This is a genomic window from Streptomyces sp. NPDC057445 (assembly GCF_042802855.1).
Classification (GTDB): domain Bacteria; phylum Actinomycetota; class Actinomycetes; order Streptomycetales; family Streptomycetaceae; genus Streptomyces.
This window is the reverse complement of sequence record NZ_JBHVDH010000001.1, coordinates 961,847-985,867: the sequence shown is the minus strand read 5'-3', so window position 1 is coordinate 985,867 and position 24,021 is coordinate 961,847. Positions and strand designations below refer to the sequence as shown.

The 24,021-nt window shown below is 67.8% G+C and carries 18 protein-coding genes; 12 read left to right on the top strand and 6 right to left on the bottom strand.

Going from position 1 to position 24,021, the window contains the following annotated elements; all coding sequences use genetic code 11:
• Positions 1–18 precede the first annotated feature (18 nt).
• From ACFU5O_RS04315 to ACFU5O_RS04290, 6 genes are all read left to right on the top strand, one after another.
• Positions 19–2,571 (top strand): Z1 domain-containing protein, encoded by a 2,553-nt coding sequence (locus ACFU5O_RS04315; RefSeq protein WP_384236090.1) that lies wholly within the window; start codon positions 19–21, stop codon positions 2,569–2,571.
• On the top strand, positions 2,568–3,593 hold the full coding sequence (locus tag ACFU5O_RS04310; RefSeq protein ID WP_384236088.1) for a PD-(D/E)XK motif protein: 1,026 nt from the start codon (positions 2,568–2,570) through the stop codon (positions 3,591–3,593). Before ACFU5O_RS04315 ends, ACFU5O_RS04310 begins: the two co-directional genes overlap by 4 nt.
• Complete coding sequence (locus ACFU5O_RS04305) at positions 3,590–5,593, top strand: hypothetical protein (RefSeq protein WP_384236086.1); 2,004 nt, start codon at positions 3,590–3,592, stop codon at positions 5,591–5,593. The genes ACFU5O_RS04310 and ACFU5O_RS04305 overlap by 4 nt, the downstream gene beginning before the upstream one ends.
• 65 nt (positions 5,594–5,658) lie before the next feature.
• On the top strand, positions 5,659–6,486 hold the full coding sequence (locus ACFU5O_RS04300; RefSeq protein WP_384236083.1) for a hypothetical protein: 828 nt from the start codon (positions 5,659–5,661) through the stop codon (positions 6,484–6,486).
• A complete protein-coding gene (locus tag ACFU5O_RS04295; protein WP_384236081.1) occupies positions 6,483–8,330 on the top strand; it encodes a DUF6339 family protein in 1,848 nt (615 codons plus the stop codon). The genes ACFU5O_RS04300 and ACFU5O_RS04295 overlap by 4 nt, the downstream gene beginning before the upstream one ends.
• A 9-nt stretch (positions 8,331–8,339) precedes the next feature.
• Positions 8,340–9,692 (top strand): DNA cytosine methyltransferase, encoded by a 1,353-nt coding sequence (locus tag ACFU5O_RS04290; RefSeq protein ID WP_384236079.1) that lies wholly within the window; start codon positions 8,340–8,342, stop codon positions 9,690–9,692.
• 237 nt (positions 9,693–9,929) lie between these two features.
• Here the strand turns inward: ACFU5O_RS04290 and ACFU5O_RS04285 are convergent, their stop codons facing one another.
• The 3 genes from ACFU5O_RS04285 to ACFU5O_RS04275 all read right to left on the bottom strand — a co-directional run bounded on the left by ACFU5O_RS04285 (position 9,930) and on the right by ACFU5O_RS04275 (position 15,641).
• Positions 9,930–12,881 (bottom strand): Z1 domain-containing protein, encoded by a 2,952-nt coding sequence (locus ACFU5O_RS04285; protein WP_384236076.1) that lies wholly within the window; start codon positions 12,879–12,881, stop codon positions 9,930–9,932.
• A 31-nt stretch (positions 12,882–12,912) separates the two neighbouring features.
• Complete coding sequence (locus ACFU5O_RS04280) at positions 12,913–14,454, bottom strand: ATP-binding protein (RefSeq protein ID WP_384236074.1); 1,542 nt, start codon at positions 14,452–14,454, stop codon at positions 12,913–12,915.
• A 182-nt stretch (positions 14,455–14,636) separates the two neighbouring features.
• The gene (locus ACFU5O_RS04275) at positions 14,637–15,641 is read right to left on the bottom strand and encodes an SEC-C domain-containing protein (protein WP_384236072.1); all 1,005 of its coding nucleotides are present in this window, start codon (positions 15,639–15,641) and stop codon (positions 14,637–14,639) included.
• A gap of 128 nt (positions 15,642–15,769) precedes the next feature.
• On the opposite strand from ACFU5O_RS04275, the gene ACFU5O_RS04270 reads away from it, so the two are divergent.
• The gene (locus tag ACFU5O_RS04270; protein WP_384236069.1) at positions 15,770–16,570 is read left to right on the top strand and encodes a class E sortase; all 801 of its coding nucleotides are present in this window, start codon (positions 15,770–15,772) and stop codon (positions 16,568–16,570) included.
• Here the strand turns inward: ACFU5O_RS04270 and ACFU5O_RS04265 are convergent.
• Complete coding sequence (locus ACFU5O_RS04265) at positions 16,567–17,961, bottom strand: MFS transporter (protein WP_384236067.1); 1,395 nt, start codon at positions 17,959–17,961, stop codon at positions 16,567–16,569. The genes ACFU5O_RS04270 and ACFU5O_RS04265 overlap by 4 nt on opposite strands.
• Positions 17,962–18,138: 177 nt before the next feature.
• On the opposite strand from ACFU5O_RS04265, the gene ACFU5O_RS04260 reads away from it, so the two are divergent.
• From ACFU5O_RS04260 to ACFU5O_RS04245, 4 genes are all read left to right on the top strand, one after another.
• On the top strand, positions 18,139–18,687 hold the full coding sequence (locus ACFU5O_RS04260) for a winged helix-turn-helix transcriptional regulator (protein WP_384236066.1): 549 nt from the start codon (positions 18,139–18,141) through the stop codon (positions 18,685–18,687).
• A gap of 107 nt (positions 18,688–18,794) precedes the next feature.
• On the top strand, positions 18,795–19,106 hold the full coding sequence (locus ACFU5O_RS04255; protein WP_384236064.1) for a DUF6412 domain-containing protein: 312 nt from the start codon (positions 18,795–18,797) through the stop codon (positions 19,104–19,106).
• A 122-nt stretch (positions 19,107–19,228) separates the two neighbouring features.
• Positions 19,229–19,975 carry a YidC/Oxa1 family membrane protein insertase gene (locus ACFU5O_RS04250; RefSeq protein ID WP_384236062.1) on the top strand — a complete coding sequence of 249 codons (747 nt, stop codon included), beginning with the start codon at positions 19,229–19,231 and terminating at the stop codon, positions 19,973–19,975.
• A gap of 116 nt (positions 19,976–20,091) precedes the next feature.
• A complete protein-coding gene (locus ACFU5O_RS04245; protein ID WP_384236059.1) occupies positions 20,092–20,952 on the top strand; it encodes a fumarylacetoacetate hydrolase family protein in 861 nt (286 codons plus the stop codon).
• A 69-nt stretch (positions 20,953–21,021) separates the two neighbouring features.
• Here ACFU5O_RS04245 and ACFU5O_RS04240 read toward each other — a convergent pair whose 3' ends face one another.
• Positions 21,022–21,495 (bottom strand): heme-degrading domain-containing protein, encoded by a 474-nt coding sequence (locus tag ACFU5O_RS04240; protein WP_384236057.1) that lies wholly within the window; start codon positions 21,493–21,495, stop codon positions 21,022–21,024.
• Positions 21,492–22,580 (bottom strand): Gfo/Idh/MocA family oxidoreductase, encoded by a 1,089-nt coding sequence (locus tag ACFU5O_RS04235; RefSeq protein ID WP_384236055.1) that lies wholly within the window; start codon positions 22,578–22,580, stop codon positions 21,492–21,494. Before ACFU5O_RS04235 ends, ACFU5O_RS04240 begins: the two co-directional genes overlap by 4 nt.
• A gap of 62 nt (positions 22,581–22,642) precedes the next feature.
• Here ACFU5O_RS04235 and ACFU5O_RS04230 point away from each other — a divergent pair, with 62 nt between their 5' ends.
• Positions 22,643–24,004, top strand: coding sequence for an ROK family transcriptional regulator (locus ACFU5O_RS04230; RefSeq protein WP_384236431.1), 1,362 nt, complete (start codon positions 22,643–22,645; stop codon positions 24,002–24,004).
• Positions 24,005–24,021 lie beyond the last annotated feature (17 nt).

Here is a 24,021-nt window from a genome sequence, read left to right as displayed (position 1 = left end):
GGGGAACGGTCGACTCCCATGGCCGACGAATTCGATAATATGTACGATACATTCAAGGCGCTTTTGGACACGTTTCCCCCCTCGGAAGCTGTCAAGCGGCTGGAGTTGCTCGGCATCAGTCCGGACATCGTTCAGCGGATCCGTGAGCGGCACGAACAGCAGGCCATCCGTATCAAGGAGCTCGAGGAACCGCACGCGGTGGTTCTGGGCAACCGGGACACGTGGTACACGGGGCCGCAGGTCAAGGACAAGTGCTGGCCCGCGATCGTGGATCTGCTTCGTAAGAACGGATGGTCGCAGGAGTCGGCGATCAACAGCCTTGACGATTCCTCGACCCGCGTCGTCTCGCTGCTTAATCATCCCAAGGAGAGGACGTTCTCCACCCGAGGCCTCGTGGTGGGGTACGTGCAGTCCGGCAAGACGACCAACTTCACCTCGGTCATGGCCAAGGCGGCCGACCGCGGCTACAAGCTCTTCATCGTCCTGGCGGGCATCCACAACGGCCTTCGACGTCAGACCCAGGCCCGACTGGTGCAGCAACTCGTGGAGCCCAATCCTTCGATGTGGTCCCAGCTGACCGGACTCGACAAGGACTTCACTCCGCACGAGAACCCTGCCTCCTATTTCGGGAAGAGCAACAGGACGCGCGTGCTGTGCGTGGTCAAGAAGAACGCGACGGTACTGCGCAAGCTAGCGCGATGGCTTGAGAAGGCCTCCGACTACCTTGAGGACTGCCCTGCGCTGATCATCGACGACGAGGCCGACCAGGCCACTGTGGCCACCAAGTCGATCAACCCCCTGATCCTGGATATCATGAGCTCCCTGCCGAGGTCCGCCTATGTGGGGTACACGGCCTCGCCGTTCGCGAACCTGCTCATCGACCCGAGCGCCGAGGATCTTTATCCCAAGGACTTCGTCGTCAATCTGCCCAAGCCCGAGGGCCACTTCGGCACCGAAGTCCTCTTCGGGCGGTACGCCCTCGACGACGAGGACCCTGAGCAGGTCGACGACGGTCACGACATGATCCGGTCGGTCCCTCAGGACGACGTCCCGTGCGTGCGGCCCGAGACCAGGGCCGACGTGGAAGACTTCGAGCCCGTCATCACCGACACGCTGCGGTCTGCAATCGAGTACTTCTGGCTGGTCACGGCTGCCCGACGTGTAAGGGCCACCGGCAATCAGCACAGCACGATGCTGATCCACACCAGCGTCAACACCGCGGTGCACAACAGCTTCGGGAAACCGCTGAAGCATCTACGCGACCGGGCCGCGCGTTCACTCTCGGACACCAGCTTCCTCTCACGCCTGCACAGTCTTTGGGAGAAGGAAACCTGCCGAGTCCCGGCCGAGGACTTCGGTGAGACGAAGGTTTCCTTCGAGGAATTGCTTCCCGAACTGCCGGGTGTCCTCGACAGTTGCCGCGTCATCATGGACAACTCCAGTAGCGAGGACCGCCTCGACTACGAGAACGGCCCGGTCGTGGCGATTGCCGTCGGTGGCAACACCCTGTCGCGAGGACTCACCCTCGAGGGCCTGTCAGTGAGCTACTTCGTTCGCGCCGTCTCCGCGTACGACACGCTTCTGCAGATGGGGCGTTGGTTCGGTTTCAGGAGCGGCTATGCCGACCTGCCGCGGATCTGGATGACGGACGAGTTGGCTGAGTGGTTCAGGCACTTGGCCACGGTCGAGACGGAGATGCGCCGGGACATCGACGTCTACATGACCGAAGCCGAGACGCCCCTCACCTTTGCTGTGAGGCTGCGCACGCACCCCAGCTTGCGGGTAACCGCGGCTGCCAAGATGCGCGACGCCGTTACAGCGGCCTCGTCCTACGGAGGGAAGCGGGTACAGACCCACTATTTCCACACCAACGCCGAATGGCTGCAGGTGAACATTGCCGCCGCACGCGAGCTGGTTGTTGCTTCTGCAGCGAGCGCGGTCAGAGTGGAGGAACGCCCGGCAGATGGTCGGTACCTCTTCCGCGACGTGCCGCACGACGCCGTGACCGACTTCCTGTCGGCCTACAGGTTCCACGAGAAGTCGCCGGAGAACGACGCGGACCTGATCATCGACTACATCCGGAAACGAGTCGCGACGGCCGGATCGCTGCGCCGGTGGAACGTCGCCATCGTCGGCAATCCCAAGGGCGAGGGCTTCACCTTTGCCCGAGGAGTGACCGTCGGACGCAACATCCGCGCTTGTCTCGATCTTCCCAATCCCACCCCGGATTTCGCGGACATCAAAACACTGATGAGCCGACGCGATGCTGCGGTGGACCTGACCGGGGACACAGCGAAGCTGGCCGAAGAGGCCATCATGGACAAGCGTCGTGCACAGCTCCCGGACACCGGCCTGCTCGTCCTTTACCCGATCGACAAAGTGTCCCAGCCGAGTCCGTCGAAGAATCGACGTGCCCCGTTGAACGCCGAGGAGCACGTAATCGGCGTCGGCCTGGTCTTCCCCAAGCCCAGGGACATGGACAGCACGGTAAAGAGGTACATATCCGCCAACCTGTCCAATGTGCGGATCGAGGACGAGGACTACAGCCTCCTCGACAGCGAGGACGCATGAACGACGACGTCCTCCGCACGCTCGTTGAGGAGCGCTGGGCCGCACTCGCGACCGAGCAGACCACGGGGGAACGTCGCCTACGGGTCTCCCAGTTGCCTGTTGTCGCCGCGTACGGCCCTCTGTCAGTGGCTGTCGATTACGCCGGCCACCGACACGTCCTGCTGCCCGTACCCTCGCAGCGCAAGATACGAACCGGGCTGGACGGGCCGGTGCTCCGACTGCGCAAGCGTGCACTGGAGGACAGGGAGACGTATCAAACCTACGCGGATCTGGTCTGCCTGCGCGAGGATCTCAACGACCTGTTCACGGAGTTGTGCGTGGACGTACTGGGTGCGACTGCTGAGCTTCCCGAGAATCCCATGAAGGCGCTCTACCTCGTACTCGATCGGTGGAGGTCCCTCTTCCGAACGCAGCCAACACCGCTGGGTCCCGAACAAGTCGCTGGACTCTTCGGCGAGTTGACGGTCCTGAGTCGACTTCTCGAGCGGGATGCCAGCGCCCACCGGCTCTGGCGCGGGCCTGATGGCCACTGCCACGATTTCTCGGCCACGACCATTGCCGTCGAGGTGAAGGCGGGTACCAACGGAGAAGGCCGCAGGCCGCGGATCCACGGCCTCGACCAACTCGAGGAGCCGGTCGGTGGGACGCTCTGCCTGGCCTGGTTCCGTCTGCACCGCACAGGCGTGAACGGCGTCGGCATCGCACTCTCGGAGTTGGTCGAGCAGGCGCTTCGGCTGTGCGACGACGAGGACGCGCTTCTGGAACTGCTGGCGCTGGCCGGATACCGACTCTCCGACGCCGGCCGTTACCGCGACGTGCGCTTCACGATCGGGGAGGAGAGGTGGTATCGGGTGGATGCCGACTTTCCCGGACTGACGGGTCGGGCACTTGTTGCGGCGGGTGTGCCGGTGTCGGCGCTGGATGTCGAGTACACGATCGACCTGTCCGGTGACATCCCAGCCCCCCTCACGACCGGCCAGGTGTCCGGGATGATCGACAGCCTGACTCAGGAGTCCGCATGACGGAGCCGCGCTGGTTTTCCCAGCCCTATCCGCCAGAAGGCGCGAGCGCCGCCGAGGGCATCCGCAATCAGCTCGGACGCCCGGAATTCGACCTGCTCACCATCCTGGTGCGCGAGTCCGCCCAGAACAGCTGGGACGCACGTCTCAGGACATCCTCCGAACCTGTCGACTATCGCATCGACATGTGGACGGTCGGCCCTGCGCACGCCGCCGCGTGGCGGGAGCTTCTGCTCGACGGCGCACCCGTGGGCGCGGAGAGATTTCCGCTGCGCGAGACGCTCAAACGCGGCCCGGCCCGGGTCCTGGCTGTCTCCGACCGCAGCACCCGGGGACTCGGAGGACCCACCCGGGCCGACGACGCCGTGGGCCCCGACCGGGACTTCGTCTCCTTCATCCGCAACATCGGCGAGCCGCGCGACACCGCGCTGGGTGGCGGAACCTACGGCTTCGGCAAGGGCATCTTCTACCTGCTGTCCAAGCCAGGAACCGTTCTCGTTCACTCCCGCTGCCGCACCGCGCAAGGTGGCCACGAGACCAGGCTCATCGGCTGCACGCTCTGGAAGAGCTACGTCGCCACCGAAGTCGGTGGGGACCGGCGGTACACCGGTCGCCACTGGTGGGGTGACACCTCGGGAGACGTCGTCGAACCGCTGGTCGGCACAGAGGCGGAGGTGACGGCTCAGCGCCTGGGTCTCAGACCTTTCGGCCCGCAGGAGACCGGGACGACCGTCGTCGTCATCGATCCGAACCTGGACGAGCTCGAGTCACAGGCGGCGGCCAACTACCTGGCCGACACCATCGCCTGGCATCTCTGGCCCAAGATGATCTCCACGGGCCTCAAGCCTGCGGCCATGCGCTTCAACGTCACCTGCGACGGTATTGAGCACTCCGTACCGGATCCACGGGAGACGCGTCCGCTCAATATGTTCGTTGCCGCCTACGAGACGATGACCGGCCCGGGCGGCAGTGATCTGGGGTGCAGAAAGCCCAGGCGGCACCTCGGGCGCCTGGGACTGGTGAAGAAGATCATGCCGCCCCTGGAGCCGACCCGCGCGTCGCGCATGCTCGACATAGAGGACCTTGTCCACCACGTGTGTCTGATGCGACCCGCCGAACTCGTCGTCACCTACCGTCCGGGTCCGAAGCCGCCGAGCGCGAACCAGGGCTATGCCGGCGTCTTCAGGGCCGACGAGGCCATGGACGAGGTCTACGCGAGAGCGGAACCCCCCACGCACGACGCCTGGAACCCGCAGTCCCTGGAGAGGCCCGAGAGCACCTACGTGCAGACGACGTTCAGGCGCATCAGCGAGGCATTGGACGGTCTGCTCTCCGTGGGTGGGGTCGCCCGCTCCGGTGCCAAAAACGTCGCGCTGGGCGCGGCCAGTTCGCTGTTCTCAGGGTTGGTGGGTGGCGCCTGGGGGATCGGTGGAGCCACTGCCTACTCCAAGCCGGGCAGCACCACCACCCGTGCGTCGAAGCGGGAGGCCGAGGAGGAGAGCTTGCCTCGTCCGACCTCGGGTCGACCCGTTCACAAGGGGAGCGCCTCAGGTGCGGAACAGCCCGCCGCCGCTGGCGGCGGGCCGGCCGGGGCGGGCGGGTTCACCGCCGATCGAGAATCCCTCGCCGAGAGGCCGGGGATCGGTGGAACCGGCACCGTGCACCGCCGTCCGCGCGTGCAGTACGTCGGCGAGCCGTACTACGACGATCGCAGCAACGATTCAGTGCTCGTCCAGGAGTTTCGGCTGCCTGTGGCCGGTCCGCAGCGGGTCCGGATGGACCTGGCCGTCACCCTCCCCGGTACAGGCGGGCGCGAGACGGATCCGCCCATCGGGGCAAGCATGCCCATGCTCATCGGCTGGGAGGCCTGCGACGGGCGCCTGTATGCCGCCGAGACTCATGTGATCGAGGGCGGCGAGTCCGTCTGGCGTGCCGTCGTGCGGCCGGCCCCGGACACGATGACCGAGATCGGTATCAAGGTCGAGGCGGTGAGGACCCCGTGACAAGGCGTGTTCTTCCGTATCGCGTACCGACTGAGGACGTTGTCGCCGCCGAGTCGTGGCTACTGGTGACCGAGGACGGCGAAGTCGCCATGCCTGATGCTCTGCCGGACTGGGACTATCAATTGGACCTGCATCTGCGCAGGACAGTCCGGGTGGACCTGGATCGGGCACGTTCGCAGTCCGGTCTTCCGGCAGATACGGCGCTCACGCTCGCGGTCGTGTGGACAGCCACCGGGTCCAACCTCAGCGGGCCGGGGCAACATGTACGCCTTGCGCAGGGTGGCACTGGTGCTGTGGAGTTGGATGTCCGACTGCGCGGAGCGGATCTGGGCGGTCTGCTCCTGCTCGACACCGTGCTCGTCCTGGCCGAGCGCCGGAGCGACGTGCGTCCTTCCTCACCCCGTCGGGCCGGCTCCGTCCTGTGGAGCGACAGGGAGGCTCTGCGACTCCAGGGCGACGCGCCACAGTTCCCCATGGCTGTGATCGACTTCTCCCTGACCTCCTTCCCTGACGAAGCGGCTTGGCACCTGCAGATCAGCGGGAGTCTGGAAAGCGCCACCATGGGATCGCTGCTCCTGCTCGTCAACGAGCGGAACACCGTCACCGCGAACGCATTCGAGAGGGCCGGCAGGCCTGGGCCCGTGGATCGGATCGTGCTCTCCGCGGTGTACGCGGACGCCGCCCGGATCATGATCGAGCACGCGCTCGGAAACGATGACTTTGCCGAGGACGCAGACTTCCCCGCCGGCTCATTGGGCGCGACCCTGTTGAGTCTGTTCGATCAGCTCTTCCCAGGGCAATCGATCACTGACATCCGTCTGCGCCAACGGCAGTCACCCGCTCTGTTCGCCTCGGATCTGCAGGCGGCGGTCAAAATGTTCGAGGTGTCATGAAGAGCTTTCTCTACCCCCGCCTGCTCGCCGCACAGGCCAGGCCGCTCTTCGAGGAGTACCGCGAGAAGGCAATCGCCGAGCTGGCCGGGCGAGTGGCCATCACCCACGAGTCGGCGGTCTATGTCGCCACCGGTGGCGATCGGGTCTCCGCCGGTAGGCTCCAGGAACTGCGTGTAGGCGTCGTCGACCTTGCCGAGCGTGCCGGTTTCCCAAGCGACTCCGACCGGGCGCGCAACGCCGACTTCGACCTTCGGCTCGCGGCTTTCCTGCACGCCGAGATGGGCATGGTGCCCGCCGAGGCCGCCTCGCGAGACGTCTGGGCCTTCCTCGCGCTGGTCCTGCTCCCGGACGTCGCCTTCTGGCGCTACCCCCATCCTCCCAAGGACCGTGTCCTCGGCACGGACCTCACGCGGCACGTCTTCGGCCGGCTGTGGTGGAGGGCTCAGCTCGTTCGCGCCTCCAACGACCCGGAGCCTTATGGCGCCCTCCAGATCCTCGGTGAGGCCGCGTTCGACCAGATCTATGCCCGACGGGCCGCGCTCGGCGGAAGCCCGCACATGGTCCGAGCTATTCTCCGGGTGTGGAAAGATCTTGACCTTACCGGCCTCAACGAACGCGACACGCTGCGTGACTTCCTCAAGAGGCTGCTCCGACTCGCGCCGTTCGTAGTCTTCGACGGCATCGAGAAACATGCGCTGGACCACGAGTTGCGCACTGTCGCCCAGGAGTCCGTCGACGCCCTACGCCTGTCCGCCTACTCCTTCAAGGACGACACCGTGCAGATCCGGCAGAGAGTGCCGGAAAGCGACATCGCGGCGGAATGGTCACTGAACGCCTCGCCGGAGGACCCGGCACCAATCTCGCGGTTAGCTCCGGCGGCGTCGGTGAAGTCGAGTCGTTTCAGGTCAGTTGAGATCTGTGCTGGGGCCGGGGCGCAGGCCCTGGGGCTCGAGAATGCCGGGTTTGACCCTGTGCTGCTCATCGACAGCAAGGCGGACGCCTGCTTCACCATCGACCTCAACCGGCCGGAGTGGGATGTGGTCTGCATGGACGTCGTGCAGTTCCACCCGAGCATGCGTCCGGAGACGGTGGGAGTTGATCTCGTCAGCGGCGGACTCCCCCGTGTGAAATCGTCGGCCACGGTGGGTCGCGCCGAGGACTCGGAGGAGAGGGCAGTCCTCAGGGCCGCAATAGGCCTTGCACGCGACATCCGACCGAAAGCCTTGCTCTTGGAAAACGTCCCGGACCTCGTCGAGAGCACCGACTACATCCCTGACCGTTCATGGATCGAAACCGAGCTCCGGAATGCGGGCTACCGCTCGAGTTGGCGAGTCCTCAATGCCGCGGACTTCGGGGTGCCGCAGAACCGCAGCAGCGGCTTCCTGGTTGCCCTGCAGGAGCCGTACTTCTTTCGATTTTCCTGGCCCGAACCGTACGATTCTCCGCCTCCGACCGTCGGTCAGGTCCTGGGCCCTTCAATGTCAGCAGCCGGCTGGCCCGGCGCAGAACGCTGGACCAAGGGCGCAGACCGGATCGCGCCCGCACTCGTCGGAGGCTCCGAACGCCGAGGTGGGGCCGACCTCGGTCCCACCGGCAGCAAGAAAGCGTGGGCGGCGCTCGGTGTGAACGGCAACAGCCTTGGCGACGAGATTCCAGGCGCGGACTTCCCTGCAGAGGGCCAACCCAAACTGACCGTCGACCAGGCAGCGATGATCCAGGCATTCCCTGGCGACTGGCGCTTCTTCGGCGGTAAGACGTCCAGGTACCGCCAGATCGGCCACGCGATGCCACCACCTCTCGCGACGGCGGTCGGACGTGCGATCGCCGCCGCCCTGCAAAGCTAGGATCAGCCCATGCACGCGTCCCGTCCCCTCGCCCCAGAGCCCATCACAGTCGTCGACCTGTTCTCCGGCTGCGGCGGTTTCACCCAGGGATTTCACGAGTTCCGCCCAGAGGGGGGACCGGACGGCGGACCCGTCTTCCACAGTATCGCGGCGGTCGAGCACAACGCCGCTGCGGCAGCCACGTACGCTGCCAACTTCGGGAGCGGCCGTTCCGACAAGGGCCTTCCACACGCGCGCGTCCACCTGGGAGACATTGAGGACTGGAAGCCGACGCCGGATGCCCTCCGCGCGGACGTGGTGGTCGGAGGACCTCCCTGCCAAGGTTTCTCGGCCTTGAACCGTGACAAGAAGGGCAGCGAACGCAACCGCCTTTGGGAGGAATACGTTCGGATTGTTGCCGCGATCCGCCCCAAGGTATTCGTCATCGAGAACGTTGACCGCTTCCTGAAGTCGGACGAGTTTCACAATCTGCTCGGCCAGGTGGAGGAGGGCGGTCTGCTGCACGAGTACCGGCTCGCTGGTCCTCCAGGCCACCGACCAACCGACACCGCCGAGAAGAAGAACAAGCGCTACCTCCTCAACGCCGCCGACTACGGTGCAGTGCAGGCGCGACGGCGAGCCATTGTCATCGGGGTACGCCGTGACATCGACAACGGTCGCGGGTTCACTTACCCAGCAACGACACACATCCGTCGTCCCAGACGCAGCACTGGTGTGCCCCCACAACCACTGGAGGGCGTCGGCACGGGGCCCTCGTACTGGCGAGCTGTCGACAGTGTGTTCAACGAGTCCGGCCAGCTCGAGATGAGGGGCACAGAACTGCCGGACGGAAAGGAGTACATCGCCGAAGTCGACGCGGTCGTTCCTGGTGTTTTCACGACCTGCGATCTCCATTTCCGTCGTACTCCTGAGGCGCTCTCCAGGGCTCGCTACGAGGCCATCCCCCCTGGTGGGAACCGTAAGAATCTGCGCGGTAAGTGGTACACAGTGAACGAATCCGACGAGATTCAGATCTTCGACGTCCCGAACCCCCCTGGAATAAATACGACGGTCAGATATCTATCGACTGAGAGTTGGGACAACCATAATTCTGGCACCGGCGATGTAATGGGGAGGCTCCGTTTGGGTGAGCCCTCCGTGACCATCCGAACCGAGTTCTTCAAGCCGGAGAAGGGGCGATACCTTCATCCGACGGTATCCCGGCCGATTACCCACTACGAGGCGGCCCGCATCCAGGGTTTCCCTCTCGACTTTCGCTGGTGCGGCTCCAAGACCGAAATTGCCAAGCAGATCGGCAACGCGGTGCCCATCCCACTCGGCACGGCCATCGCCTCGGCGATCCACACATACCTGCGCGGCTAACGGCCCCTCTTCGGTCTCCCCGAGTTTCTGCGGTGCGAGCTCCCCGGCGTGCAATGACCACGAGACCGTTACTCGGCGATCCGGCATGCACACATGCCGGCCGGCGCGCGCTTCGCCACCGGCGTCGCCTCTCGGACGACGCCGGGAGCTTCGTGTCAGCATCGAGGATTGAACCGTAAGTCGACCTCTGTGCTCATGGTCTCTGTGGAATTCGCGCGGCCGGTCACTGCGTTGTGACTACCCCGGGGTGACGCGGTCGATCACGGCGGAGTTGCTCCTGCTGGAATCGATGGTACGGAAGCGCAGCAGACCCTGGTGAGCACCGCCTGCAGAGGCTGGGGCGACGAGACAGAACGCCATGACCAGACTCTCCGGAGGGATGGTTCCCCCTGTGGGGACCGGCGTTTCCGGTTCGATCAGGGGATATAGGACCAGGACGCCGCGTCGGTCCCGGACGAGGGACTCGACGCAAGGGTTGCCCGAGCCGTCAGTCAGCGCCCCCGCTATGCGTAGTGCGACCGATCGATGCCTGGGTTCGCTGATCGCGCCGAAAAGATTGCCCCGGCGGCGGGACCGTCGCGCGAGCGTCATGGAACGAGATCCGAGAGGGGTCGCCTCGGTGCGACGTGTGGAGTTCTGCTGGGGCGCGATCAACAGCCAGTCATCGACCCCCGTCGACGACTTGCCCAGCTGGCTCAGGTACTCCAGATGCGGTGCGAACTGTCCCGGTGCGGACCAGCGAAGATTGTTCAGCACCGTGAGCAGTGCGCCGTGGCCGACATGACCCACAAGGGCGGGGTAGCTGTCCGTGCGGCCGAGCGCAGGGAAGGTGTACGACAAGTCGACCGGGTCGTCGGCCAGCAGGTCAATGACCGCGCGCCAAGTTTCCGTGTTGTGGCGCAGATCTACCGCGCTCACTGGATACGCGGACGGCTCCACCCACTCCCCGGGCGAGCGGATTTCGACGAGTTCCGCGTTGAACATCTTGTTGCGCGCTGACGGCTTTATCCAGGGCAGGTGCTGAGCCACAAGCGGCGGGATCTCGGCCGGGGTGACCTGTGGCTCGCCGTCGACCAGCTTGGCGTACTGCGCGAGCTGGCCGCGGAAGGTCTCCTCGTCCCGGCAGATGCCCTCGAACGCCTCGTAGAGATCGATGGTCTTGTGCTTGCCGAACGGCTCTTCCCGCCCGATGTAGAGACGCACGAGGTCGCGGTAGCCGTCGCGGAAACCGAACCAGCGGCCCATCTGCATCAGTGTGTCGGCCTGTTGCGTCTTGCGACGGTAGTACGTGACCGTCAGGCCCTCCACCGTGAATCCGCGAGAGAGCTTGGTGCCGCCGACGAGGATCTTCCAGACGTTCGGGGTGCGGTCGAAGTCAAGATTGGCCTGAGTGAAGTCGCGGTCAGTGTCTCCGTTGACGATGACGACCGGGTTGCCGCCCATGCTGATGAGTTGGCGTGCACGGCTGATGTGCGAGCGCAGGTCCTCGTACGAGGCTGGGATCGGCAGGCCATCCGCTCGCACTTCGCTGACCTTCTGGAAATCAGAGGCGAAGAGTTCGGCGAGGCGTACATGAGAGTCGGCGTTGCCGTACGAGGAGTGCCACATGGAGTTGAGGCGCAAGGCGAGCTGTGCGTGGTCGGCCATCCGTACCGACTCGTGTACCAGCATGGTGTGATGCCGGAACTTGGCTTCCGGCACGCCATGGGCCGTGCGGTAGAGCTTGAGCGCACCGGAGAGTACGAACGCATCCATCGCCTCCAGGAGCCGATCACCAGTGTCGTCGTAGATGCCCCGAACGTGGGCCTTCTCCTGGGAGTCGGCGATCGTGCGCTCGTCGGTCGGGACAGGTGAGTCCAGGTCGTGGAAGTCCTGCACACCCATGTAGCCGGCGGGACGCGGCAGCGAGATCAGGAAGTCGCGGGGGAATATGTCCTCGCTGTCGCCCGGGTCGATGAAGACGTTCGCGAACGGAGTGGCGGTGTAACCGACGTACTGGGCGCGGGGGAGCAGATCCAGAAGTTGGGTTATGAGGCCGTTGATCGCGGTTCGAATGACCCTGCCTTCTTCCCACTTCTTCGGGTCGATGGTGTTGACGGAGGCTTGATCGGACTCATCGTCGATGATCAGAGCAGGAATCTCGCCGAGAATCGGACCGATCTTCTTCAGGTCCTTCACGAGCTTGGTGAGGACCGACTTGTTCTTCTTGACGACCATGACGCGGGCCGCGGCGTGATGGAGGTTCGCCGGGTCATGCAGAGGCCGCGTGCGGTCCAGCTTCTCGTAGTCCAGCGCGCGGATTCCCTGCAGCAGGCTCTTGTAGTCGTCATCGCGTGTGGTGAGCCGTTCGATGTCGCAGGAGCCGAAGGCGGAGGGGCGGCCACCATGGGAGACGAACTTGTGCGGCCAGTCCTCGTCGTCCTGGTAATCGACGCCGATGAGAGCGTCGATGTCCTGAGGGTCAGCACCGCGCAGGATGTTCTCTTGGCCGATCAGCTCCATGTCGAGACGGCGTTGCGTCTGGCTGCGCAACAGGTTGAGCGTGCCTCCGAGAACGATCACCAGCCGGTACCCGGCGTCGATGGCCTTCGCCGTGACGCCGGTGAAGTTGGCAGTCTTGCCGGATTGCACATATCCGACGACCAGGCCGCGGGCTCCGTACGCTTCAGCTCGCGTCGGATCGGAGAGCCGCTCGACGACACTGTGGCTGGCCTCGTCGAGGGATGAGACGGCGGTATCGCTCCAGCCTTTCCGACGCAGGAGGTTCTCGTAGGCGGTCCAGTAGAACGACCGGGCTGCGGCGGCGTCGCGGGAGTACCAGGATTCGAACCTGTCGCTGATGACAGCCGCTCCAGGCTCCTTGTAGACGCGCACGACAGTGCTCAATGCCTTGCACAGGTCGGAATCGAAACCGAGGCGGTCATACGTGTCGGCTCGCCGCGCGTCGGTACGGGCGGGGGCCGTGGACCAATCCGCGCCCTCGTCCATGTCCCAGGAGTTGAGCCTATTGCTCCAGAGAGCGTGGAGATCCGCATCGCCAGAGACGAGGCGTTCGCGAAACAGGTCCAGGTTCGCGTCGGAGCCGTCCTTGGCCTCGGATACCGCGGCGGCGATGCGCCCGAAGTGCTTCGGGCCCCGAGGCATCGCTCCGAGCACGGACGTGTGAAGGTTGAGCAAGTGGTCAGTCATGGCTGTCCTCGGCGGTCAGACGTGCAGGTGGTCAGCGATCGGCGTCTGCGCGTGTGATTTCGCAGCGAGCCGCGGTCAGCAGAACGCTGTTCCACAGCGCCATCTCGTCGTCGCGCTGGGCGCTGGAGCGGCCCATCCTGAAGTTCTTCTCCAGCATCAGATAGAGCATCCCCTTGAGGACAGGGGCATCGTTGGAACCAGCCCGGCGGTCACCGTTGAACGCCTGGCGGTATGCCCTGTTGAGCCGTACGACGTGACCCTCGCGGTCAATGTCGAAGAAGGTGTCCGGCGGGAGAGCGTCCCACCGGAACGTGATCGGGTCCTCACCCTCGAGTTGAGGCAGCTCGTCGCGCAGCGTGCGCTTCAGCTTGGGGTCGACGCCCTTGCCGGGGGGAATGGCGTCCTTGCGTTGGACCTCGGTAGCGCGCTTGGCCGCATCTCGGTAAGTCGTCTGGGCTGCTGCCAGATAGTCGCTGAAAGTGCTGCCCTTGTCGTCAGATGCCCTCTCAAGGCCCCGGGCGAAAGCCGGCGTGACGTTTACACCGTCCTTCTTCACCGTGAGGCTGAAGACGTCGTTCGGGGCGGAGGGCAGGTCAAGCGCGATGCGGGCCAGATTGTGGTGGGACTCGGCGCTGCGGGTGCCGTTCCAGCCGCCGGCCTGGACGAGCCGGTCGTTGCGGTAGATGTAGAAGCCCTGACGGTCGGCGAGAGGACCGATGCCGCGGTAGGAGACGAGTGGCGATTTGGGCGGCCAGATGTGAGCGGTGAACCCTACGTCGCCGACGCCTTCGACGGGCGCTTTGTAGGTGCGTGGGTAGCCGGCCCGACCGGGTATGCGATAGCCGAACGGGTCGATCGGCTCGACTCCCCGGTGGTCCAGTTCTTCTCGCGTACGTACGTCTTCGACGACGACATCGATGTGGAAGCCGTCCCGGGAGAGAAATCGGTGGAGATAGAGCCCCAGATGGGTTTCCAGCTTCTCGATGGCGTCATTGAGAAAGCGGTCCGTCTGGCCGACGGTGATGGTGTCGAAGGATCGGACATTGTCCCATCGGACGATGGTGCCGTGCCAGCCGATCACCCCGTCGTACCGGTCCACGAGGTCTTGACAGTATCGGGCGTTGACGATGTCGCAGCTGAAATCGGCCTGAGCCCGTGCGGTGAGCCAGCGCCGGCCTGCGGCAGAGCTGCGCTTCGTGCGACTGATGACCGTGAGCGACTCCGAGTGCGAGAGGGACGCTGCCTTCAGACCTGCTCCGAAGTGGCCGAGGGCGTTCTCGGAGTAGTCCGCTCGTCCGCCGACAGTCATGGCGACGTCCAGGGCTGCCTCGTCCATGCCCGTGCCGTCGTCGACGACGAGGAGGCTGACGAGCCGGTCGTCATCCCGCAAGAAGCTGACAACGACGTTACGCGCGCCCGCGTCTATGGAGTTGTCGACAAGGTCCGCTATGGCGGCCTCGAAGCCGTAACCCTGATGCGTCAGCGATTCGACGTAACGGGCGGCCGGCGGCAGCCGTTTGCTGCCCTGGGTCGGAATGTCGAACTGCCAGTCGGCGGACGTGGTGTAGGGCATGACGGAAATTCCTCGCGCACGCAGGACTGGGCCCGAGTGGGGGAGGGGTGGCCCGTCAGTTCATCAAGTTGAACGCGAGACTACTGCATGCCCGTTACATGTGTCAGCCAGGTGGAGGAATTGTGATGAGGGGCCCGGGGCTGCTCCCGGCGGCGATGAGGCCTGACCGTTCGGTCAGTAGGTCAGGCCCGATCCACCCCGTGGCAGTCCCCGTACGCCGCCCCCGACCCGCACCAGCACGCCGCCCCCCGCGCCGGGGGCCACGGTGTCGCCCTGCCCCGGGCCGCCAGGGTCGTCGCGTACTGGGGGAGCAGGTCCGGGTCCGCCGGGGACGCGGCCTCGGAGGCCGCGAAGGCCTCGTACGAAGGGACCGTGCCCGTCACGATGCCGAGGTTGCCCGTGCCGGTGGAGGAGAGGTCGCGGAGGGCCGATTCGATGGACGCGAGGTGGCTGTCGTGGGTCAGGTACTCCGGTGTGAGGACGGGGTACGCGGCGAGGAGTTCGGTGAGCTCGGGCGCCGGCCAGTGGAGGACCGCCACCGGGAAGGGGCGGGAGAGGGCCGCGCGGTAGGTGCCGAGTTCGGAGCGGAGGCGGGCGATCTCGGCGCGGAGTTCGCCGGGGTCGGAGGAGCCGAGGGACCAGAGACGATTGGGGTCGTGGAGCTCGTCGAGGGGGACCGCCGCCGTGTGGAGGCGGTCCGCCAGGGTGTCCCAGGTGTCGTGGGGGAGGGCCAGGAGGCGGCGGACGCGGTGGCGGCCGGTGAGCAGGGACTGGGAGGCGTACGAGATCTCCTCGTCCGGGTCGACGAGGCGGCTGACGGCCATGGTGAAGGTGTCGTGCGCCGCGTCGAGCTCGTCGTGGGCCTCCAGGGTCTCGGCGACGATCTCCCACGGGGCCGCGTCGTCCGGGGCGGCCGCGCGGATGCCTTCGATGATCGCGCGGGCCTCGGCCTCGTGGCCGTACTCCCAGAGGTTCGACGCCTGCAGCGCCTTGACCAGGTGGGCGTTCTCCGGGCCGTCCGTGAGGAGGCGGTCGTACAGACCCGTCGCGCGGGCGCGGTCGCCCGACAGTTCCAGATGGGCCGCGGCCTGGAGCAGCAGCGGTTCAAGGTCCTCGGGGTACTGCTCCGCTGTGCGCAGCAGACGCTCGGCTTCGGTGGTGTGGTCGGCAGGCGTGTCGGGGCGCATGGAGCACACCGTACTGCTGTACGGGGCTTCGCAGGGCACTGGTGAGTTGGAGGGGCTGCCCTTATCGTGCGGCCGTGCGGGAGCGGATATCGGAACGGATACCGGAACGGACATCCGAGCGGATTCCAATGGTCGTACAGGGGCGGCGGACCGCCCGGGGCCGCCGGGTGGTGCTCGCCCGCGGGCTGTGGGCCGCGGCCGAGGTCGCCGTGACCGTCGGGGTCGTCGTCCTGCTTCTCGTCGTTCATCAGCTGTGGTGGACCAACCGGGAGGCCGGGCAGGGCGCGGAGCGTCAGGTGGAGGCCCTGGAGCGGGAGTGGGCCGAGCCCGCGCCCGGGCGGTCCGAGCAGGAGCCGGGCGTCGGGGAGGAACCCGAGGGCGTCGTGGATCCGGACGGCGGGGGGCCGGGCGCGCGGGATCAGGTCGACGGGAGCGACCCCGGTCGTCAGGCCCCGTCCCGGCGGAGTGGCCTCCACCGGGACCAGGCCTACGCGGTCCTTCGCATCCCCCGGCTGGGCGTCGTCGCTCCGGTCGCGCAGGGGGTGGCGAAACGGGGCGTACTGGACAAGGGGTACGTCGGGCACTACCCGGGGACCGCGCAGCCCGGGCAGGCCGGGAACTTCGCGGTCGCCGGGCACCGCAATACGCACGGTGAGCCCTTCCGGTACATCAACCGGCTGCGGTCCGGGGACACGATCGAGGTCGAGACACGGGACGCCGTGTTCACCTATCGGGTGGACAAGGGGCTGCCGCAGACGTCCGCGCGTGACAGCGGGGTGATCGCCGCGGTGCCCCGGAGCGTGGTGAAGCCCGGGTACGGCTACGGCGGCCCCGGCTACTACCTGACCCTGACCACGTGCACGCCCGAGTACACGTCCAGGTACCGGCTCGTGGTGTGGGGGAAGCTGGCCTCGACGCGGCCGCGCTAGCCGGAGGCCCCCGTGGTCCGCCTGCTCCGGAACGCGAGCGCGGCCACCGCGCCCAGCAGCGACAGCCCCGCCGAGACCACGAGCGCCGTGTTCGCGCCCGCCGTGGCCACCGCGATCGTCAGGGCGACGCCGGCCGACGAACCGATGTAGCGGGCCGTGTTGTTGGCGCCCGATCCCATGGCCGCGCGCTCGGGTGGCACGGACTCGACGGCCAGGCGGGGCAGGGCGGCGTTGAGCAGGCCGCTGCCGACGCCCGCGACGGCGAGGCCGGGCAACAGGCGCAGCCAGGCGCCGGGTCCGGAGACCGTGCCGAGCATCATGAGTACGCCGGCTGCCGAGAGGACGAAGCCGAGGGCCAGTTGGTGGCGGGCGGCGACACGTCCTGCGAGGCGTCTCGTCTGGAGGGCGACCACGAATGCCGTACCCGACCAGAGCAGGAACATCCATGCCGAGTCGAGCGGTGAGATCCCCTTGCCCCGCTGCAACAGCGCGGGGAGATAGCTGAACAGGCCGATCACGGCGAGGCCCGTGAACAGGGCGCCCGACGACGAGGCCAGGAACAGCGGGCGGCGGAACAGATGCAGGTCGATCATCGGGGCCGTGCTCCGGCGTTCGATGAGCACGAATATCGCGAGCAGGGCCAGCGATGCGGACGCGAGCAGGCCGACCGGGGCTCGCAGCCAGCCGTCGCGGCCGAGGGTGAGTGCGGTGAGCAGGGCGGTGAGCGACAGGCCGAGGGTCAGCGCGCCGGGGAGGTCGGGGCGGCCGCCGCGAGAGGCGCGGGATTCGGTGAGCGTACGGAAGGCGACGGCGCCGGTCGCGAGGGCGGCGAGTGCGAGGGCGTCGTAGGTGAGCCGCCAGTCGACGGTTCCCAGCACGCCCGCGAGCAGGGGGCCGACGGCGATTCCGGCGCTGACGAACGCACCCCACACACCCGTCGCCCTGATCCGTGCGCTGCCGGCCGGGTACGCGTGGACGAGGAGGCCGAGGCTGCTCGCGAGGATCGCAGCGCTCGCCGCACCCTGCGCGATGCGTGCGAGCGTGAAGGTCAGGGTCGAGTCGGTGAACGCGACGGCGCCGGTCGTGACGCCGAGCGCGAGTGTGCCCGCGAGGAACACGCGGCGCCGGCCGTAGTCGTCGGCGAGGCTGCCGGCGACGAGGAGGAGGACGGCGAGTCCGAGCGGAGTGCCGTTGAGCAGCCAGGCCTGGGCGGAGGCCGGGGTTCCGAAGGCCGCCGTCATCTCCGGGAGCGTGAGCATCGGCGCGGTGTAGTTCATCAGCGCGACGGCGGTCGCGGCACTGGTGACGGCGAGCGTCGCGCCCGGCCTGGTGGTCCGAGCCTCCGGTGATCGCGGTGGGGCGGTACTGGTGGGCTGGGCGAGGTCTGGCATGGCTCTCCGGGTCGGGTGTGTGGGTCGGGCCGGGCCGGTCGTGGTTCGGTGGACGAACCCCTTCCAAGGTTCGGTCAATGAACCTATCCAGTGCTGGTTCGGTGAATGAACCTGCCCGAGCTTCGAGCCTAGCATCATCGGTTCGTTCATTGAACCGATGGTTGTTAGGCTTGGGGCATGGCTCTGGGCAAGGACTACACGGCGCAGCAGTGCTCCATCGCGCGTGCGCTCGAGATCATCGGCGAGCGGTGGACGCTGCTCATCGTGCGCGACGCTCTTTACGGTGTGCGCCGATACAACGACTTCCTCGTCCACCTCGGAGCTCCGCGCGCGGTGCTGGCCGGCCGGTTGCAGGCGCTCATCGGTGCCGGAGTGCTGGAGAAGCGCCGGTACCAGGAGTCCCCGCCGCGTGACGAGTACGTCCTGACCGAGCGGGGCGTCGAGCTCTGGCCCGTGCTGCGCTCTCTCGGGCTGTGGGGGCGCGGCCTTCCGGGCGCCGAGCGGATGCGGATCTTCCGTCATGCCGCGTGCGGAACGGAACTGGGTGCTTACGGCGAATGCCCTGCGTGCGGGGTGGGCGTACCGCCCGCGGACGTCGAGATGCACCCGGGACCGGGACTTGACACCGACCCGTCGGACCCGGTCAGCCGGGCGCTGCTGCGGCCCCGGAGGCTGCTGGAGCCGCTCGTGACGGAGAGCCTGCCCGGCCGAGGGGCGGGGACCTGACGAGGCCGTGGATCCGGGTTGTCCACAGGGAACCCGGAGACGATTTTGCTCGTGTATAACGAATGAAGGTTCGTATCGCCCGTACGGAGAGATCGAAGGGGGCAGGCATGACCGGACGTTCGTGGCAGGTGCTGCGGCCGCTCGTGCTGCTGCTCTTCGTCCTCGTCGAGGTGTTCGTCGCCGAGGGGATCGGCCTCTCCACCGCTGTCGCACTCGCCGCCACCGCGGCCGTGGGTGCCGCGCTCGTCGCCTGTGCGCTGATCCTGTCGCGGTCGGTGCCGCGAGTGCAGCCGACGCGAATACGGACGGCGATACGCGACCGTGAGCAGCGCACGGCCTTCCTGCCGCAGCGTGACCCCGATGCCCGTGGCCGCACCAGGCCCCGAGCTCCCGGCTGCCCGTTCACGACGGCCGCGTAAGGGCAGCTGACCTCTCTCACCCCGGTTCTGCCCACACTCCCTGGCTTCCGCAGCGTCCTTCCGCGGGCCGTCACGCCGACATGTCTGTTTGTCTCTGGCACGACGGGACCCGGAGGGCCTCCATGTCCGTACTCACCTCAATCACGTCCGCATTCGCCTCACTGGTCGAGCAGCTCGCCGACCTGGTCCAGCCGGTGTTCCACGGGTCCGCGACCGCTGTCGCGATCATCCTGTTCACCGCGCTGGTGCGACTCGCCGTCCATCCCCTCTCGCGGGCGGCGGCCCGTGGTCAGAAGGCGCGGGCGCGGCTCGCACCCCAGGTCGCCGAGCTGCGCAGGAAACACGGCAAGAACCCGGAGCGGCTGCAGAAGGCGGTCATGGAGCTGCATGCCAGGGAGAAGGTGTCGCCGCTGTCGGGATGCCTGCCCAGCCTGATGCAGGCGCCGGCGTTCGTTCTGCTGTACCACCTGTTCACGGGCGGCAGCCTCGGTGGTGAGTTCCTCGGTGCCCCGCTCGGCGGGCGGTGGGCGGACGCACTCGGGGACGGAGGGGTGTTCGGGGCGGCAGGGCTCGTGTACGTGGCGCTGTTCGCGATCGTGGGGGCGGTGGCCACGTTCACCTATGTGCGCACGAGGCGACAGCTCGCGGCCGGCGGCCCCGGGGCCCAGGCGGCTCAGGCGGAGCTGCCGGGCATGGCGGCGGTGACGAATGTGCTGCCGCTGCTCTCCTTCGCCACGCTGGTCACCGTGGCCGTCGTGCCGCTGGCCGCCGCGCTCTACGTCGTCACCAGCACCACCTGGAGCGCGGTGGAGCGGGTGTTCCTCTATCGGGACATGCCGGCCGCCGGCGCCCTGGCTACCGCGGGGTAACGGTCCAGTGTGTGAACGGGGTCTTGCGGGGTGATCGGGACTCTTGGACGATCGACCAATCCTCCGATGGCCGCACCCCATCGGCCGGGGCTCACCTCGACCACAGGGAGAAGACCATGAAGCTGCTGCGTGTCGGAGCAGCGGGTTCGGAACGTCCGGCGCTGCTCGACCCTGACGGGGCGACCTTGCGGGACCTGTCCGGGCTGGTGGCGGACATCGACGGGGACCTGCTCGCCGACGACGACGCGATGGAGCGGATCCGGGCGGCGGCCGGGGCGGGGGAACTTCCCGTGCTCGACGCGACCGGGCTGCGCACGGGCCCGCCGCTCGCGCGCATCGGCAAGGTCGTGTGCATCGGGCTGAACTACCACGATCATGCGGCGGAGACCGGTGCGGCGACGCCCGCCGAGCCGGTCGTCTTCCTGAAGGCCGCGGACACCGTCGTCGGCCCGGACGACACCGTGCTCGTGCCGCGCGGGAGCCGTAAGACGGACTGGGAGGTCGAGCTCGCGGTGGTCATCGGACGAACCGCGCGCTACCTCGGGTCGGCTCAGGAGGCGCTCGCGCATGTCGCCGGGTACGCGGTGGCGCATGACGTCTCGGAGCGCGAGTTCCAGATGGAGCGCGGCGGTACGTGGGACAAGGGCAAGAACTGCGAGACGTTCAACCCGCTCGGGCCCTGGCTGGTGACCGCGGACGAGGTCCCCGACCCGCAGGCGCTGACGCTGAAACTCTGGGTCAACGGTGAGCCGAAGCAGAACGGTTCCACCGGCGACCAGATCTTCCCGGTGGCTGAAGTGGTGCGGTACGTCAGCCGGTTCATGACCCTGCATCCCGGAGACGTCATCAACACCGGTACCCCCGCCGGTGTCGCCCTCGGACAGCCGGACCCCAAGCCTTTCCTGAAGGCCGGGGACGTCGTCGAGCTCGAGATCGAGGGGCTCGGCCGGCAGCGGCAGGAACTGAAGGACGCGTAGCCGCCCGCAGACGGAGGGACGCCGGGAGGACCGCGGAGGGAGTGCGGGGGTTCACCCCCTCCGCGGTGCTCAGGTGGCGATGAGGCGGGTCAGTGCCTCGATCACCATCGCGTGGTCCTCGGCCTGGGGGAGGCCGGAGACCGTGACCGTGCCGATGACGCCCGCGCCTTCGACATGAATGGGGAAGGAGCCGCCGTGGGCCGCGAACCGGTCCGGGTCGAGGCGGGACGACTCCTCGAACGTCGTGCCCTTGGACCGGAAGCGGCTGCCGACGAGGAGCGAGCTCTCGCCGTAGCGCTCCACGACGCGGCGCTTGCGGTCGATCCAGGCGTCGTTGTCGGCCGACGAGCCCGGCAGCGCGCAGTGGAAGAGCTGCTGCGCGCCGCGCCGGATGTCGATCGCGACCGGAGCCTGGCGCTCACGGGCGAGCTCGACGAGCATCGAGCCGAGAGCCCAGGCGTCGTCGTATGTGAAGCGACGCAGCGTCAGCTGCCGTTCCTGGGCCTCGAGTACGTCGATGTCGGGTATGTGCGTCCCGCTCATGCGCCCAGCTCCACGGTGACGCCCTCGCGGGCTGAGCGGCGCGCGGCCTCCAGGACGTCGAGGGCGTCCGCGGCCTCGTGGGCGGTGACCGGGGGCGGGGTGCCCTCGCGCAGGGCGGCGGCGACCGCCGCGTAGTACGCGGGGTAGTCGCCCGGCAGGGTCTTCACGGGGGTTCCGCCTCCGGTGAGCGGGGACTCGCCCGAACCGATCCGCCCCCACAGGGACGGCGGCTCCTCGCCCCAGGGCACCCCGGGCGACGGGCGCTCACCGTCACGCAGAGCGGCCTCCTGGGGGTCGAGGCCGTACTTGACGTAACCGGCGGCCGAGCCGAGGACGCGGAGGCGCGGGCCGAGCTGGGCGGCGGTGGCGCTGACGTACAGATGCGAGCGGACACCGTTGGCGTGGGTGATGGCGATGAACGTGTCGTCGTCGGCCTCGGCGCCGGGGCGGCGTACGTCGGACTCCGCGTACACCCGGACCGCCGGCCCGAAGAGGACCAGGGCCTGGTCGACGACATGGCTGCCCAGGTCGTACAGCAGCCCGCCGATCTCCTCCGGGGCCCCCGACTCGCGCCAGCCGCCCTTGAGCTGGGGGCGCCAGCGCTCGAAGCGGGACTCGAAGCGCTGGACCTCGCCGAGTTCGCCGTCCGCGACGAGCGTGCGCAGGGTGAGGAAGTCGTTGTCCCAGCGACGGTTCTGGAAGACGGAGAGAAGCAGGCCGCGCTCCTCGGCGAGCGCAGCGAGCGCACGCGCCTCCGCGGCGGTGCCGGCGACCGGCTTGTCCACGACCACCGGCAGACCGGCCTCCAGCGCGGCGGTGGCGAGCGGGACATGGGTCTTGTTGGGGGACGCGATCACGACCAGGTCGAGTTCACCGGCGCGGGACCACAGCTCCTCGGGCGTGGCGGCGAAGCGGACCCCGGGGTACTCGCCGCGGACCTGCTCCCGCCGCTCGTCGCTCGACGTCACGACCGTGTCGAGGGCGAGGCCGTCGGTCGCCGCGATCAGCGGGGCGTGGAAGACGGAGCCCGCCAGGCCGTAGCCGACGAGTCCGACGCGAAGAGGGGCGGAGGCGCTACCAGTCACGCCCCCTACTTAAACAACGCTGTTGCCAAACTGCAAGCGGGGGGCACAATGGAAGCGTGAGGGTGAACTGGGCCAGGGCGATCGGAGCCTCCGCGGAGAGCGCGGGCGCCGCCGGGGCCGTCGGCTGGTCCGGCGGCCCCCCGGGCATCAATCTGCCGCTGCTGCGCAACCACAACGCGGCGCTCGTGCTCGATCTGCTGCGTACGGCGGGCGAGGACGGCATCAGCCGGGTGGAGCTCGCCGAGCGCACCGGGCTCACCCCGCAGGCCGTCAGCAAGATCACGGCCCGGCTCCGGGAGGAGGGGCTGATCACGGAGGCGGGGCGGCGAGCTTCGACCGGGGGCAAGCCGCGTACCGATCTGCGCCTGGTGCCGTCGGCGGCGTACGCGGTCGGGGTGCAGCTGGACCGCGACGAGATGACGGCGGTCCTGCTGGACCTGTCCTGCACCCAGGTCGCCACCCGCGCCGTCTCCGCCGACCTCGGCGCAGGGCCGGACGTCGTGACCGGGCAGGTGGTGGAGCAGGTGCGGGCGCTTCTGGCCGACGCCCTCGCCAAGAGCCGGGCCGAAGCCGGGAACCTGCTGGGCGGAGCTGCGGTGTCGGCGGAGGACACCGCCACGGGACAGGACGCGCACCCCGGAGCGGAAACGCAGGCGGGAGCGGAAGCGTTCGGGGAAACGGGAGCGGACGCCGGAGAGACCGCGGACGCGGCAGGGGAAGTGGACTCCGGAGAGGAAGCGCGGCCGGAACAGAAAGCCGGGGCGCGGGTGCTCGGAGTCGGGGTCGCCATGCCCGGGCCGCTCGACCATCGCGCCGGCATGCCCCACCGCGTCACCGGCTATCCGGAGTGGGACGGGTACCCGTTGCGGGACAGGCTGGCCGAAGTGCTGCGACTCCCGGTCGTGCTCGACAAGGACACCAATGCCGCCGCCCTCGGCCTGATGCTGCGCGGGGAGGGCGGCTCCTTCGCGTATCTGCACCTCGGCACCGGGATCGGTGCGGGGCTCGTGCTCGACGGGACGCTGTACCGGGGTGCTCGGACGGAGGCCGGGGAGTTCGGGCACCAGGTCGTCCAGCTCGACGGGGCCCTGTGCGCCTGCGGCAAACGCGGGTGCATCGAGGCGATGTGCCTGGCCGCCCTCGCCCGCGGCGACGTCACAGAGGCCGCACGGGTGCTCGGCGTCGGTGTCGCCAACCTGGCCGAGCTGCTCGACATCGACCAGGTGCTGCTCGGCGGCCGGTTCATGGCCGCGGCAGAGGGCGAGTTCATGAGAGGGGTGCGGTCCGCGATCGTCTCGCGAAGCCCGGTGCTGGTGGCGCCCGCGGGCGGTGGCGCCTACCGGGTCGCAGAAGGCGCGGCCCAGCTGGTGCTCGCGCCGGTCTTCGGGCGGGCCGAGGTGTCGTACGTGTCCCATCCCGCCTGAGGCGGTGCCGCGAGGCC